Origin of the sequence: Pseudomonas sp. GM17 (assembly GCF_000282175.2) — a bacterium.
GTDB lineage: Bacteria > Pseudomonadota > Gammaproteobacteria > Pseudomonadales > Pseudomonadaceae > Aquipseudomonas > Aquipseudomonas chlororaphis.
This window is the reverse complement of the sequence record NZ_CP124732.1, coordinates 169216-183720: the sequence shown is the minus strand read 5'-3', so window position 1 is coordinate 183720 and position 14505 is coordinate 169216. Positions and strand designations below refer to the sequence as shown.

Below are 14505 nucleotides of genomic sequence, written 5' to 3'. Positions count from 1 at the left end.
GTAATCTGCGCTGAAGCGCTGTGCAGTGGCACCCATAAGCTACTGTTAGGAGCTGGGTCGTGGCCGTCCGCCGGCCGGAGAACCTCGAGTCTGGGCAAAAAAACACGCAGGGCTGTCCGCCCGCTAAGGATCTTTTAGCATGCCGCGATTGCATAGAGCCTTTGCTTTGATCGGATTGCTGTTGCTGGGCCAGAGCGCTTATGCGGAAAAATTGCGATTGGTCGCCGACGTCTGGCCGCCCTTCACGGATGCGACGCTGGTCAACGGCGGGCTGGCCACCGACATCGTCAGCACCGCGCTGGCCCGGGCCGGTTATGCCAGCGAGTTCGAACAGGTGCCCTGGGCGCGGGCCTTGCTTGGCGTCGGCGAGGGGCGTTACGACGTGCTGGTGAATGCCTGGTTCAATGAGGCCCGCACCCAGCTGGGGCAATTCTCCTCGGAGTATCTGGTCAATCGGGTGCGCTTCATCCGGCGCAAGGATGCCCCCATCGAATACACCAACCTCAAGCAACTGCACCAGTACCCCATCGCGGTGGTACGGGGTTATGCCTACTCCCCCGATTTCGACAGCGATCCAGAACTGCAGAAGGTTCTGGTGCACAACTTCGCGATGGCGGTGCGCATGCTGGCAGCCGACCGGGTCAAGCTGACCCTGGAGGACGAGTACGTTGCCCGCTATTACCTGGCGCGGGAGTCGCCGCGGGTGCGTAACGCGGTGGAGTTCCTGCCCAATTCCCTGAGCGAGAACGGCCTGCATATCCTGGTCAGCCTGAAGAACCCCGCACATGCGCAGATCGTGGCGGGGTTCGATCGAGAGATCGAGGCGATGAAAGCCGACGGCAGCTACGACCGCTTGCTGCGCCAGCACGGGATGTGAAACGGCGCCATTAAAGCTGCTGCAGCAGGCTGGGCGCCGAGGCCGAAACCTGTGGCGTTCTTGAAAGCTTGCGCCTCCTGCGGAGGCGATCGCAGCCTGCGGCAGCGGCTACGCGGCCTGTTCTTCGCCGGTGTCCTTGATCAGATGCGCCGCCAGGGTCCGCAAGGGGCCCAGTTGGCGGCAGATCAGCGCCAGTTGGGTCTGCACCAGCCGCTGGCCTTCATCGATCTCGTCCGGCATCTGCTCCAGCTCATTGGCCAGGGCCTCTTCGGCATCGCTCTGGATCGCCACCGGCTGCTTGCTCGCCAGGCCCTGGGCGATTTCATCGATGCTGCTGGCCAGGCTGACCCCGGCCCCGCCGATCAGGTGCTCGCGGACTTCCGCCGGCAGCTGGGTTTCCCGATGCGCGCCGAGGCCGGAGAGGTAACTGAGCAGGGTGTGCGAGAGCACCAGGAAGCGAAAGCCCACGTCCGCTTCCTTACGGAAATGCCCAGGCTCCATCAGCATATTGGCCAGGGTGGTGGACAGCGCCGCGTCGGCGTTGTGGGCGTTGCGCCGGGCCAGGCGGTAAGCCAGGTCGTCGCTCTTGCCGGCCGCGTACTGCTGCATGATTTGCCGCAGGTAGATGCTGTTGCAGGTCAGGGTATTGGCCAGCACCTTGTTCAGGCGTCGGCCCTGCCAGTCCGGCAGGAACAGGAACACCGCCAGGCCGGCGATCAGGCTGCCCAGCAGGGTATCGAACAGGCGCGGCAGCAACAGCCCGTAGCCGTCGCCCACCTGGTTGAAGCAGAACAGCACCATGATGGTGATGGCGCCGGTGGCCAGGGTGTAGCGGGTGGTGCGGTTGGTAAAGAACACCACCCCGGCGGCAATCGCGAACAGCGACTGCACCAGCGGGCTGGGGAACAGGTCGAATAGCGCCCAGGCGACCACCAGGCCGATGGCAGTGCCGATGATTCGCTGGCCTAGCTTGCGCCGCGTGGCGCCATAGTTCGGTTGGCAGACGAACAGGGTGGTGAGGATGATCCAGTAACCCTGGGAGGGGTGGATCAGGTGCACCATGCCGTAGCCGATGCTCAGGGCCAGGGGCAGGCGCAGGGCATGGCGAAACAGCAGCGACGTCGGGGTCAGCTGGGTGCGCAGGCGGGTCCAGACGTCCTTGAGGTTGCGCGGCGAACGGTCCAGCAGGCTGCTGTCGGTGGCGTCGGCGAGGGCGTCGGGGTTGCTGGCGTCACTGAGCAGGCGGTCGAGGGTGCCGAGGTTGGCGGCCAGCGCCCGCAGCGAACGCAGCAGGCCGCGCCAGGCCGGGTTGCTCTGGATGCGCAGGTGTTCCAGGGAGGCGTGCAGGTCGCTCAGGGCTTCGGCGAAGCTGGCGTCGTAGACGAAGGGCTGGCGCAACTGGATGGATTCGCCCAGGGCCCGGCAAGCCTTGCCCTGCTGGCGCAGCAGGCGTTGGCAGCGGAACAGTACGTCGCTGTGGAAGAACGCATCGGCCAGGGCGTTGTAGGGGTAGTGGGACGAGCTGGCGCGTTCGTGGATGTCCTGGGCGAGGAAGTACAGCTTCAGGTAGCGGCTGACTTTGGAGCCCGGCCGGCCGTTGCCGACCCGGTGCAGGATGATTTCCTTGGCGGCGTTCAGGGCCGCCACTACCCGGCCGTTCTGCTGCGCCAGTTCCAGCCGGCGCGCTTCCACGTCCAGCTGGCGGATCGGCTCGAACAGCGACGACTTGAGCTTGAGGTAATAGCCCAGCTCGCGGAACAGGCGCGCCAGGCTCTGCTGCACCGGTTGGTTGGAAAACATCGCCTGCCAGAGTACCGACAGCAGGCCGTACCAGGCGGCACCGGCCACCAACAGCAGCGGTTCGTGCCAGAAGTCGGTGACGGCGCCGCCGCGCTGGTCCACGCCGATCATGGTGTAGACCGACAGGATCAGGGTCGCCGAGGCGATCGCCCCGTAACGTTCGCCCAGGGCGCCGAGCATGGTCAGGCCAAAGCTGGCCAGCGCCAGGGCGATGACGAAGATCCAGGGGTAGGGGAACAACAGTTCGACGGAAAGGGCGGCGACGCTGAAACACACCAGGGTCACGGCCAGGGCATTGATCCGGCCTTGCCAGCTGTCGTCGGTCTCGGCCAGGGCGCTGGCGATAATCCCCAGGAACAAGGGGATCAGCAAGGCCATTTCGTCCTGGTACCAGCACAGCGCCATGCTCCCGGTCAGAGCGATGAACACCCGCACGCTGTAGCTGAATTTATCCAGCGCCCAAAGGCGCCGCAGTGACTGACGAAAGCTGGTCGATGACATGAAGTGAGAAAGCCTTCCGGGGCGATGCCGCTAAATTGAGCCAGTATTGACGACCGCGCAATGGGGTCGTCACATCCGACAGCAAATTCTGTTCCCGCTGATCTTCATCGGTACCTGTAGCCGCTGCCGAAGGCTGCGATCGACCCGAAGGGGCGCAGCGATCTGGCGTCCCCCCGAGGTCCTGCGGACCTATCGCAGCCTGCGGCAGCGGCTACAGGAAATGGGGAAATCTTGTAGCCGCTGCCGAGCCCCGCGAGGCTGCGATCGGGCGCGCAGCGGCCGCATAACAGGCGACCGTGTTCGGCCTATCCCACCGCAGTGGCCGGTTCTGCGGCTCCTGGGGCAGCGGCTACAGGCCAGGTGAACGGCGGATCAGACGTACTGCGCGGCCGCGTAGCCGGAGGCCCAGGCCCACTGGAAGTTGAAGCCGCCCAGGTGGCCGGTGACGTCCAGCACCTCGCCGATGAAATACAGCCCCGGGCTCTTCAGCGACTCCATGGTCTTGGACGACACCTCGCGAGTGTCGACGCCGCCCAGGGTCACTTCGGCGGTGCGATAACCCTCGGTGCCGGCCGGGACCACTTTCCAGCACGCCAGTTGCTCGGCGATCTGCGCCAGTTCGGCGTGGGTGTACTGCTTCATCGGTTTGGAGACGAACCAGTTGTCCGCCAGCAGGCCGGCCATCTTCTTGGTGAAGATCTCGCCAAGCAGGGTCTTCAGCTCGCTGTTCGGGCGTTCGGCCTGTTGCTGTTGCAGCCAGCTTGCGGCGTCGTGGTCCGGCAGCAGGTTGATCTCCACCGTGTCGCCGGATTCCCAGAACGAGGAAATCTGCAGGATCGCCGGACCGCTCAGGCCTCGGTGGGTGAACAGGATATTCTCGCGAAAGCTCATGTCGTTACAGCTCACCAGGCAGTCCACCGAGGTGCCGGACAGCTCGCCGCACAGCTCCTTGAGCTGGTCGGTGATGGTGAACGGCACCAGGCCCGCGCGGGTCGGCAGCAGCTCGTGGCCGAACTGCCTGGCCACCTGATAGCCGAAGCCGGTGGCGCCCAGGGTCGGAATCGACAGGCCGCCGGTGGCGATCACCAGGGATTGGCACTGGAGCTGGCCGAGGGTGGTTTCCAGCAGGTAGCCGCTGTCGAGCTTCTCGATCTGCTGGATCGAGGTGTCCAGGTGCAGTTGGACGCCGACCTGGTCGCACTCGTCGAGCAGCATGCCGAGGATGTCGCTGGACTTGTTGTCGCAGAACAGCTGGCCGAGTTTTTTCTCGTGGTACGGCACGCCGTGCTTGGCCACCAGGCCGATGAAATCCCACTGGGTGTAGCGGGCCAGGGCCGACTTGCAGAAATGCGGGTTGTGCGAGAGGAAATTGCCCGGCTCGGTGTACATATTGGTGAAGTTGCAGCGCCCGCCGCCGGACATGAGGATCTTCTTGCCGGCCTTGTTGGCGTGGTCCAGCAGCAGCACCTGGCGGCCACGGCCGGCCGCGGTCAGCGCGCACATCAACCCTGCGGCGCCAGCGCCAATGATCACGACTTCGGTAGAGCGCAAAACGGTGTCCTCACACAAGTGTCGAGGCAACCCCGTTCCCGTAGGAGCGAGGCTTGCCCGCGATGAACGATGATGCGGTTGTACCTGGCAGACCGCGGTGCCTTGATCGCGGGCAAGCCTCGCTCCTACAGGAGAGCAGGCATTGGCCGCGGTGGTATTACAGGATGCGCACGCGCAGCGAACGGCCCTTGATCTTGCCGCTGTTCAGGCGTTGCAGGGCCTGCTTGGCGATGCCGCGGTCCACGGCGACATAGGCCTGGAAGTCGAAGATCGCGATCTTGCCGACCTGGGTGCCGGGGATGCCGGCTTCACCGGTCAGGGCGCCGAGGATGTCGCCCGGACGCACTTTGTCCTTGCGCCCGGCGCCGATACACAGGGTGCTCATGGCCGGCAGCAGCGGGCCGCCGCCCTGGGATTTCAGGCTGTCGATCTGTTCCCAGTTCAAGGGCGACTTCTGCAATTGCTCGATGGCCTGGGCGCGGTGCGCCTCGGACGGCGCCACCAGGCTGACCGCCAGGCCCTTCTCGCCGGCGCGGCCGGTGCGGCCGACGCGGTGGATGTGGATTTCCGAATCCCGCGCCAGCTCGACGTTGATCACCATGTCCAGGGCATCGATGTCCAGGCCGCGGGCGGCTACATCGGTGGCCACCAGCACCGAGGTGCTGCGGTTGGCGAACATCGCCAATACCTGGTCGCGGTCGCGCTGTTCCAGGTCGCCGTGCAGGCCCACCGCGGACATGCCCTTGGCGGTCAGGTGGTCGACGGTTTCCTGGACCTGCTGCTTGGTGAAGCAGAAGGCCACGCAGGACTCTGGACGGAAGTGGTTCAGCACCTTGACCACCGCGTCGATGCGTTCTTCCGGCGAGATCTCATAGAAACGCTGCTCGATCTGACTGTCGGCGTGCAGGGCTTCGGCCTTCACCTGCTGCGGGTCGCGCATGAATTTGGAAGCAAGCTGCTTGATACCCACCGGGTAGGTGGCGGAGAACAGCAGGGTCTGCCGGCGCTCGGGGGTGTAGGCGATGATCTCTTCGATCGGGTCGTAGAAGCCCATGTCCAGCATGCGGTCGGCTTCGTCGAGGACCAGGGTGTTGAGGCCGTCGAGTTTCAGCGAGCCCTTGCGCAGGTGCTGGGACAGGCGGCCCGGGGTGCCGACGATGATGTGCGCGCCGTGTTCCAGCGAGGCGATCTGCGGGCCGAAGGACACGCCGCCGCACAGGGTCAGGACCTTGATGTTGTCTTCGGCGCGGGCCAGGCGGCGGATTTCCTTGGCCACCTGGTCGGCCAGCTCGCGGGTCGGGCAGATCACCAGGGCCTGGCAACCGAAGTAGCGCGGATTGATCGGGTTCAGCAGGCCGATGCCGAACGCGGCGGTCTTGCCGCTGCCGGTCTTGGCCTGGGCGATCAGGTCCATCCCCTTGAGGATCACCGGCAAGCTTTGCGCCTGGACCGGCGTCATCTGGGCATAACCGAGTGAGTCGAGGTTAGCCAGCATGGCGGCGGACAGCGGCAAAGTATTAAAAGCGGTGGCAATGGTGGTCACGGGACGGGCCTGCAAAACAAAATGTCGCGCAGTGTATCAGTCCCGCTCCCTTTACCTGCAATTTCTGGACGAGCGAGCCATCGCTCGCTCCTGTAGCCGCTGCCGAAGGCTGCGATCGGCGGCGCAGCCGACGTCAATCGAGCTGCATGCTTTATCCGATGCGGCTCAGTGCTCGATATGCTCCTGGACCTTCTTCGCCCGTCGGCCGTCCCTGGACGACAGCTGCAGGAAGATCGCCGCCGCCAGCATTGCCATGATCCCCACCGTGAGGAAGGTCAGCTGGAAGGCGCCGAGCACGGTGTTCACGCCATCGTTGCCGACTTCGGCGGTGAAGCCGCCGAGCAGCGCGCCGGCGCAGGCCACCCCCAGGCTCAGGGACAGTTGCGCCACCACCGACAGCAGGCTGTTGCCGCTGCTGGCGGAAGCGTCGTCGAGGTCGATCAGGGTCACGGTGTTCATCGCCGTGAACTGCAGCGAGTTGATCGCCCCCAGCACCGCCAGCATGCCCAGCAGTAGCGGGTAGGGCGTCTGTTCCGTCACTAGACCCATGCTGGCGAGCATGATCCCCAGCGCCAGGGTGTTGCCGGTGAGGACGATGCGGTAGCCCAGGCGTTCGATCAGCGGACGGGCGATGGACTTGGCGAGCATCGCCGCGGCGGCCAGCGGCAGCATGCTCATCCCGGCCTGGGACGGTGAATAACCGAGGGCCACTTGCAGCAGCAGCGGCACCAGGAACGGCAGGGCGCCGCTGCCGAGGCGGGCGAACAGATTGCCGAGGATGCCTACGGCAAAGGTCCGCACCTTGAACAGCGAAGGCGCGAACAGCGGGTTGTCGATATGCCCGGCCCGCAGCCAGTAGGCCGCGAGGCAGGCCAGGCCGCCGAACAGCAGCAACATCACCCGCAGGTGCGGCAGGTGCAGTTCGCCCAGGCCCTCCATAGCGATGGTGATCAGCACCATCGCCGCGCCGAACAGCAAAAAGCCCAGGCCGTCGAAACGCGTGCGCTCGCTGCCGCGCAGGTCGGGAATGAAGCGCCAGACGGCATAACAGCCGATCGCGCCCACCGGCAGGTTGATCAGGAAGATCCAGTGCCAGGTCAGGTACTGCACCATCCAGCCGCCCATGGTCGGGCCGATCAGCGGGCCGAGCAGCCCGGGAATGGTGATGAAACCCATGATCCGCACCAGTTCCGAGCGCGGGTAGGCGCGCAGCACCACCAGCCGGCCGACGGGCAGCATCAGGGCGCCGCCCAGGCCCTGGATCACCCGGGCGCCGACCAGCATGCTCAGGGAGTTGGACAGGGCACAGAGCAACGAGCCGATGCTGAACAGCAGGATGGCGCCGAAGAAGATCTTCTTGGTGCCGAAACGGTCGGCGATCCAGCCGGAAGCCGGGATCAGCAGCGCCACGGTGAGCATGTAGGCGATGACCACGCCCTGCATGCGCAACGGATCTTCCGCCAGATCGCGGGCCATGGCCGGCAGGGCGGTATTGAGGATGGTCCCGTCGAGGGATTGCATGAAAAAGGCGATGGCCACCACCCACGGCAGCCAGCGGGCGGTGGTGGCGTCAAGTTCGGCACGGTTGGGCATGGGACCTCTTTCTTGTTGTGAACACCTATCCCCCCTGCAACCGCATCGCGGGCAAGCCTCGCTCCTACAGACGCCATCCCGTAGGAGCGAGATTTGCGTGCGACAGCGGTTACAAGGTCAACGTCAGCCGGCTCACCAGCGCGCCCGGCAATTGCGCCGAGGCAGTCTGGCGCTGGCTGTAGGTACTGGCCGACAGCAGCAGCTCGCGCTCCCGGGTCAGGCCTTCCAGGTGCGAACCCAGCAGGCTGTAGACGCTGTCATCGAAACGCATGGTGCTGACCGGAGCCTGGATCTCGCCGTTCTCCACCCAGAAGGTAGCGAAGCGGGTCATGCCGGTCAGGCGCGCCGCCGGCTGGTCCGAGTAGTTCAGGTACCACAGGTTGCTGATGTACAGGCCGGTGCCCAGTTGCTTGAGAATCTCCTGCTGCGACAACTGCCCGGGCGCCATGTTCAACGCGCTGGGGTATTCGCCGCTGCCGGCACCGTTGGTGGCCAGGCTGTATTCGGCGGCGCTGCGCGAGTTGATCAGTTGCCCTTGGGCGACGCCGCCGGCGATCAGCGACAGGTCGCTGCGCGGGTAGCCTTCGTCGGAAAACGCCGGGCTCAACGAGTCGCTGACCTGCTCGTCCAGCGACACCAGGGGACTCAGGCTGGCATCGCCGGCATAGAGCTTTTGCAGCGGGCTGTGCTTGCTGGCGATGGACTGTGCGGAAAACCCGCCCCAGCTCAGCATGCCCATGATTTCTTCCAGGGCCGCCGGCGCCAGGTAGGCGCGATACTGCCCGGGCGCCAGGGTGCGCAACGGTCGTCCGAGAAACGCCAGCTGTTCCCGGGCCTGCTGGAAGCGCTGGGCGAAGCCCTGGCTGCTCCATTCGTGCCCGGCGTAGCTGGCTTTGACGGCCTGGCCATTTTCGTGGAACAGGCTGAAATCGAAGTTGAAGCTGTTGGCCTGGTGCCAGCCAAAGGCTCCCGAGGAACTGGCAAAACCACGGCTGATGGGACCTGCCGCATAGAACCCCACCAGGTCCAGCCCGGCGGCGGCCTGGCCGATTTCGGCCACCACCTGCTCGCTGCTGGGCAGCGGGTGCTCCTGCACATTGTGGGTGTTCCAGGCATCGGGGTTGAGCAGCAGGTACGGGTCCCGGGGCAGCAGCGGCAGGGTCTCGCGCAACTGTTGCAGGCCTTCGGCCAGGCGCTGGATATCGACCTGCGGGTCGCCGGCGAGGGTGATCTCGAGGTCGGCATGGCGCCCGTCGTCGATCAGTTTGAAGCCGAGGCTGGCCTGCTGCACTTGCCCGGCCTGGCGCACCTTGGCGTGGTTGAAACGGATGAACTGCGAAGACTCGGCGGCGTAGCTCAGGGTGAACTGTTCGGGCCCGCGCACGGCATCGCGCAGCCAGCCCACCAAAGCCTGGAACTGCTCGGCCTGATTCAGGGACGTACTCATCAGGCATCTCCTCCAAATACATCGACATGGCTGAACACACAGGCCGGCGAGGCATGGCCGACGCGGATCACCTGGTTCGGTTCGCCCTTGCCGCAGTTCGGCGTGCCCAGGACCTTGAAAGTGCTGGCGTCGCCGACGGCGCTGAGGTTTTTCCAGAAGTGCGCGGAAATCGCCCGGTAGTTGGGGTTTTTCACCACGCCCTTGAGTTCGCCGTTCTCGATCAACTGGCCCCACTCACAGCCGAACTGGAACTTGTTGCGCGCATCGTCGATGGACCAGGAACGGTTGGTGGACATCAGGATGCCGTTCTCGATACCGCCGATCAGTTGCGCCAGCGGCTGGTCGCCGGGCTCGATATTGAGGTTGGCCATGCGGTCGATGGGCGGGCGGTTCCAGCTGCAGGCGCGGCTGTTGGCCACGCCGTCGAGGCCGGCGCGAAATTGCGAGAGCGCGCCGCCCAGCGGGCGCAGCAGCAGGCCCTGCTTGATCAGAAACTGCTTGCTGGCGGGCGTGCCGTCGTCGTCATGGCCGTAGCTGGCCAACTGCTCGGGAATGTCCGGGTCGAAGGTCACGTTGAGCAGGCTGGAGCCATATTGCAGGCTGCCGAAGTCGCTGCTTTTCACGAAGCTGGTGCCGGCGTAGTTGCGCTCGTCGCCGAGGATACGGTCCAGCTCCAGCGGGTGGCCGATGGATTCGTGGATCTGCAGCATCATCTGGTCCGGCATCAGTAACAGGTCGCGCGGGCCCTGGGGCGTATTGGGCGCCAGCAGCAATTGCAGCGCCTGGTCGGCGACCTGGGCTCCGGCGCCGATCAGCCCGCAGCGGCTGATCACGTCGGCGCCGCCCTGCTGGCCGAAGTTCTCGCGACCCAGGCTGCGGGTCTGGCTGTCGCTGCCGTCGTAGGCGGTGACGTCCATGCCCGGGTAGACGAAGCGCTGGGCCTGGCGCAGTTCGGCGCCGGCGCTGTTGAGGTAGATCTGCTCGACGTGGGTGAGGCCGAGGCTGACCTGCCAGTTCACCAGGCGCTCGTCCCTGGGCACGGCCGCGGACTCGTCGCCAAGCAACTGGTAGCAGTCGCTCAGGGAGGGAAAGGGCTGGTCGAGGTTGGGCGAGAAGTAGTCGCCGCGGTCGCTGGACACCGCTTGTTCGCGCAGGTCGAGCAGGGCATGGGCGGCGATCAGCCGGGCCTGTTGCTCGGCGCGTTGCAGCGCGGCCTGCAGACCGCTTTGCGACAGGTCGTTGGTGGCGGCGTAAGCCTCGACGCCATTGACCCGCACGGTGAGCATCGCGCCCTCGTCGCGGCTCAGGCTCGGCGGCTCCGCGACGTTCTTGCGCACCGACAGGTACTGGCCGGATTCGCGCACGTAGCGCAGGGAAAAGAATTCGGCGCCCGTGCGCAAGGCAGCGAAGCGCTGCTTGAGCTGGGGGTGGAAATCGAACATCTGAGGAGCCTCCATGTGAACAGTCTGGCTGTTGCAGGCCTTATCGAGAGCAAGCGGGCGTCGGGCCAGGGTTTTTCTGTAGGAGCAGCCGGTCGACGCTCGATTGCTCGCGATAAAGCCCGAAGGGCTTTGAAGCCAGGTCGGAAAAGGTGCTGGGGAATGCTGCGAGCGCCTAGATTAGGCCCGTGCGGTGCGCGGTATCAAGCAGGGAGGCGCAGGGAAATGTTGGAGAACTGTAGTCGTGGCCAAGGGCTGTGATTCGGCAATCGGGTTCTTGCCTGGTGAACCGTGGTGGCTGGTTTACGTCGGCTGCGCCGCCGATCGCAGTCTGCGGCAGCGGCTACAGGCCGGATACAGCAAAAAGGCGCCGATCGTTGCGATCGGCGCCGTTCGAAGTTACTGCGCGGTAGCGCTCACTTCACGTACCGGCTTGCCACGTACCGGGGCATCGCCCGCCACGTAGTAGGCGGCCTTGCTGCGTGGCAGAGGCTGACGGCCACGGATCTTGTCGGCGATTTTCTCGGCCATCATGATCGTCGGCGCGTTCAGGTTGCCGGTGGTGATGATCGGCATGATCGAGGCATCGACCACGCGCAGACCCTGCATGCCATGCACGCGACCCTGGCCATCGACCACGGCCATTTCGTCGGTGCCCATCTTGCACGAGCAGGATGGGTGGAACGCGGTTTCGGCGTGCTCGCGGATGAATTTATCCAGCTGCTCGTCGGTCTGCACCTCGATGCCCGGGCTGATTTCGCGGCCGCGGAAGGCGTCCAGCGCCGGCTGTTGCATGATTTCCCGGGTCAGGCGGATGCCGTCGCGGAATTCCTGCCAGTCCTGCTCGGTGGCCATGTAGTTGAAGAGGATGCTCGGGTAGTCGCGCGGGTTCTTCGACTTGAGCTGGATCCGGCCGCGGCTTGGCGAACGCATGGAGCCCATGTGCGCCTGGAAGCCGTGCTCTTTCACACCGTTGCTGCCGTTGTAGTTAATCGCCACCGGCAGGAAGTGGTACTGGATGTTCGGCCATTCGAACTCTTCGCGAGTGCGGATGAAGCCGCCGGCTTCGAACTGGTTGCTGGCGCCGATACCGGTGCCGTTGAACAGCCACTCGGCACCGATGGCCGGCTGGTTGTACCAGAGCAGCGACGGGTACAGCGAGACCGGCTGGGTGCAGGCGTACTGCAGGTACAGTTCCAGGTGGTCTTGCAGGTTCTCGCCGACGCCCGGCAGGTCGTGGACTACCGGGATGTCCAGGCTTTCCAGGAGCTTGGCCGGGCCGACGCCGGAACGTTGCAGGATCTGTGGCGAGGCGATGGCGCCGGAGCACAGCAGCACTTCCTTGCGGGCACGGGCTTCGACGCGCTCTTCGGCGGAGCCGACCAGGTAACGCACGCCAACGGCACGCTTGCCTTCGAACAGGATCTTGTCGGTCAGGGCGTGGGTGACGATGCTCAGGGTCGAACGTTTTTTCGCCACGTCGAGGTAACCGCGGGCGGTACTGGCGCGACGGCCTTTAGGCGTCACGGTACGGTCCATCGGGCCGAAACCTTCCTGCTGGTAGCCGTTGAGGTCTTCGGTACGCGGGTAACCGGCCTGCACGCCGGCTTCGACCATGGCGTGGAACAGCGGGTTGTTGCCGGCTTTCGGCGTGGTCACGCTGACCGGGCCTTCGCCGCCGTGGTAGTCGTTCGGGCCGATGTCGCGGGTTTCGGCTTTACGGAAGTACGGCAGGCAGTCCAGGTAGGCCCAGTCTTCCAGGCCTGGCAGTTTTGCCCAGCCGTCGTAGTCCATGGCGTTGCCGCGGATGTAGCACATGCCGTTGATCAGCGAGGAGCCGCCCAAGCCCTTGCCACGGCCGCATTCCATCCGGCGACCGTTCATGTGTGGCTCTGGGTCGGTCTCGTAGGCCCAGTTGTAGCGACGGCCTTGCAGCGGGAACGCCAGGGCGGCCGGCATCTGCGTGCGGAAGTCGAAACGGTAGTCCGGGCCGCCGGCTTCGAGCAGCAGCACGGTGACGCCTTCGTCTTCAGTCAGACGGGTCGCCAGGGTGTTACCGGCGGAGCCGGCACCGATGATGATGTAATCGTATTCTTGGGACATTGAATGCACCCTCTTTGGAGTTGGTCAGGTCTGGCCATGGCGAGTGCTGAGCACTCGATCGCGGGCAAGCTCCGCTCCTACAGGAGATTTGCGTGCTTCTGTAGGAGCGAGGCTTGCCCGCGAAGGCGGCCTCGCAGGCGAAGCGAATTTCGCCTTAGAACACCGAGGCGTAGTCGCCCAGCTCGACCTGTACCGATTTGATGCGGGTGAAGTTGTTCAGCGAGCTGATCCCGTTCTCACGGCCAACACCCGACTGCTTGTAGCCGCCGACCGGCATCTTGGCGTCGGATTCGCCCCAGGCGTTGATCCAGCAGATACCGGCTTCGAGCTGATGAATCACGCGGTGCGCGCGGTTCAGGTCACGGGTTACCACACCGGCGGCCAGGCCGAAGTCGGTGTCGTTGGCGCGACGGATCACTTCTTCTTCGGTTTCGTAGGTCAGGATGCTCATCACCGGGCCGAAGATTTCTTCGCGAACGATGGTCATCTCGTCGGTGCAGTCGGTGAACACGGTCGGCGCCACGAAAGCACCTTTGGCGAATGCGCCGTCGGTCAGGCGTTCGCCGCCGCACAGCAGGCGGGCGCCTTCTTCCTTGCCCTTGGCGATGTAGCCCAGCACGCTTTCCATGTGGGCGAAGCTGACCAGCGGGCCGAAGTTGGTGTTTTCATCTTCCGGGTTGCCAACGCGAATGCGCGCGACGCGCTCGACGATCTTGGCTTCGAAAGCGGCTTTCAGGTGGCTCGGTACGAAGACGCGGGTACCGTTGGTGCAGACCTGGCCGGAGCTGTAGAAGTTGGCCATCATCGCGGTGTCGGCGGCGCGATCCAGGTCGGCGTCGTCGAAGATGATCAGCGGCGACTTGCCGCCCAGTTCCATGGTCACGTCTTTCAGCGAGGAGCTGGAAGCGCTGGCCATGACCTTCTTGCCGGTGTCGGTGCCGCCGGTGAAGGAGACTTTCTCGATGCGTGGGTGTTCGGTCAGCCAGGTGCCGACTTCGCGGCCGCTACCGGTCAGGACGTTGAACACGCCAGCCGGAACGCCGGCTTCGGTGTAGATCTCGGCCAGTTTCAGGGTGGTCAGCGAAGTGACTTCGCTTGGCTTGAAGATCATCGCGTTACCGGCCGCCAGGGCTGGCGCGGATTTCCACAGGGCGATCTGGATCGGGTAGTTCCACGCGCCGATACCGGCCACGACGCCCAGCGGCTCGCGACGGGTGTAGACGAACGAAGTGGTGCGCAGCGGGATCTGCTCGCCTTCGATGGCCGGTACCAGGCCCGCGTAGTATTCCAGCACGTCGGCGCCGGTGACGATGTCGACATACTTGGTTTCGGAGTAGGCCTTGCCGGTGTCCAGGGTTTCCAGGGCAGCCAGTTCATCGTTGCGCTCGCGCAGGATGTCCACGGCGCGACGCAGGATGCGCGAACGCTCCATGGCGGTCATCGCGGCCCAGATCTTCTGGCCTTTCTCGGCGCTGACGACAGCGCGCTCGACGTCTTCTTTAGTCGCACGTTGCACTTGAGCGAGGACTTCACCGTTGGCCGGATTGATGGCGTCGAAGGTGGCGTCGCTGCCGGCGTCGGTGTAGCCGCCGTCAATGTAGAGTTTTTGCAGTTCGAAACGGGCCATGTTGATAGTCCTCGCAAGTGCATG

The 14505-nt window shown here is 64.9% G+C and carries 9 protein-coding genes; 1 reads left to right on the top strand and 8 read right to left on the bottom strand.

What is annotated here, in order from left to right:
• The first annotated feature begins 139 nt into the window (after window positions 1–139).
• Window positions 140–877, top strand: a complete 738-nt coding sequence (locus tag PMI20_RS00790; protein WP_007922297.1) for a substrate-binding periplasmic protein — start codon at window positions 140–142, stop codon at window positions 875–877.
• A gap of 108 nt (window positions 878–985) precedes the next feature.
• Here the strand turns inward: PMI20_RS00790 and yccS are convergent, their stop codons facing one another.
• The 8 genes from yccS to betB all read right to left on the bottom strand — a co-directional run bounded on the left by yccS (window position 986) and on the right by betB (window position 14481).
• The gene (gene yccS / locus PMI20_RS00785; RefSeq protein WP_007922296.1) at window positions 986–3178 is read right to left on the bottom strand and encodes a YccS family putative transporter; all 2193 of its coding nucleotides are present in this window, start codon (window positions 3176–3178) and stop codon (window positions 986–988) included.
• Between the two features lie 372 nt (window positions 3179–3550).
• Window positions 3551–4729: a BaiN/RdsA family NAD(P)/FAD-dependent oxidoreductase gene (locus tag PMI20_RS00780; protein WP_007922295.1), complete on the bottom strand. Its 1179-nt coding sequence runs from the start codon at window positions 4727–4729 to the stop codon at window positions 3551–3553.
• A 157-nt stretch (window positions 4730–4886) separates the two neighbouring features.
• Complete coding sequence (gene dbpA / locus PMI20_RS00775; protein ID WP_238437657.1) at window positions 4887–6224, bottom strand: ATP-dependent RNA helicase DbpA; 1338 nt, start codon at window positions 6222–6224, stop codon at window positions 4887–4889.
• Between the two features lie 213 nt (window positions 6225–6437).
• Window positions 6438–7958, bottom strand: a complete 1521-nt coding sequence (gene mdtD, locus PMI20_RS00770) for a multidrug transporter subunit MdtD (protein WP_349775292.1) — start codon at window positions 7956–7958, stop codon at window positions 6438–6440.
• Window positions 7959–7974: 16 nt separating this feature from the next.
• Entirely contained in the window at window positions 7975–9312 is a 1338-nt protein-coding gene (locus PMI20_RS00765; RefSeq protein ID WP_007925972.1) for a TldD/PmbA family protein, read from the bottom strand.
• Window positions 9312–10754 carry a TldD/PmbA family protein gene (locus PMI20_RS00760; protein ID WP_007925973.1) on the bottom strand — a complete coding sequence of 481 codons (1443 nt, stop codon included), beginning with the start codon at window positions 10752–10754 and terminating at the stop codon, window positions 9312–9314. The genes PMI20_RS00765 and PMI20_RS00760 overlap by 1 nt, the downstream gene beginning before the upstream one ends.
• A 396-nt stretch (window positions 10755–11150) precedes the next feature.
• A complete protein-coding gene (gene betA / locus PMI20_RS00755) occupies window positions 11151–12854 on the bottom strand; it encodes a choline dehydrogenase (protein WP_007925974.1) in 1704 nt (567 codons plus the stop codon).
• Between the two features lie 154 nt (window positions 12855–13008).
• Window positions 13009–14481, bottom strand: coding sequence for a betaine-aldehyde dehydrogenase (gene betB / locus PMI20_RS00750; RefSeq protein WP_007925976.1), 1473 nt, complete (start codon window positions 14479–14481; stop codon window positions 13009–13011).
• Window positions 14482–14505: the final 24 nt, after the last annotated feature.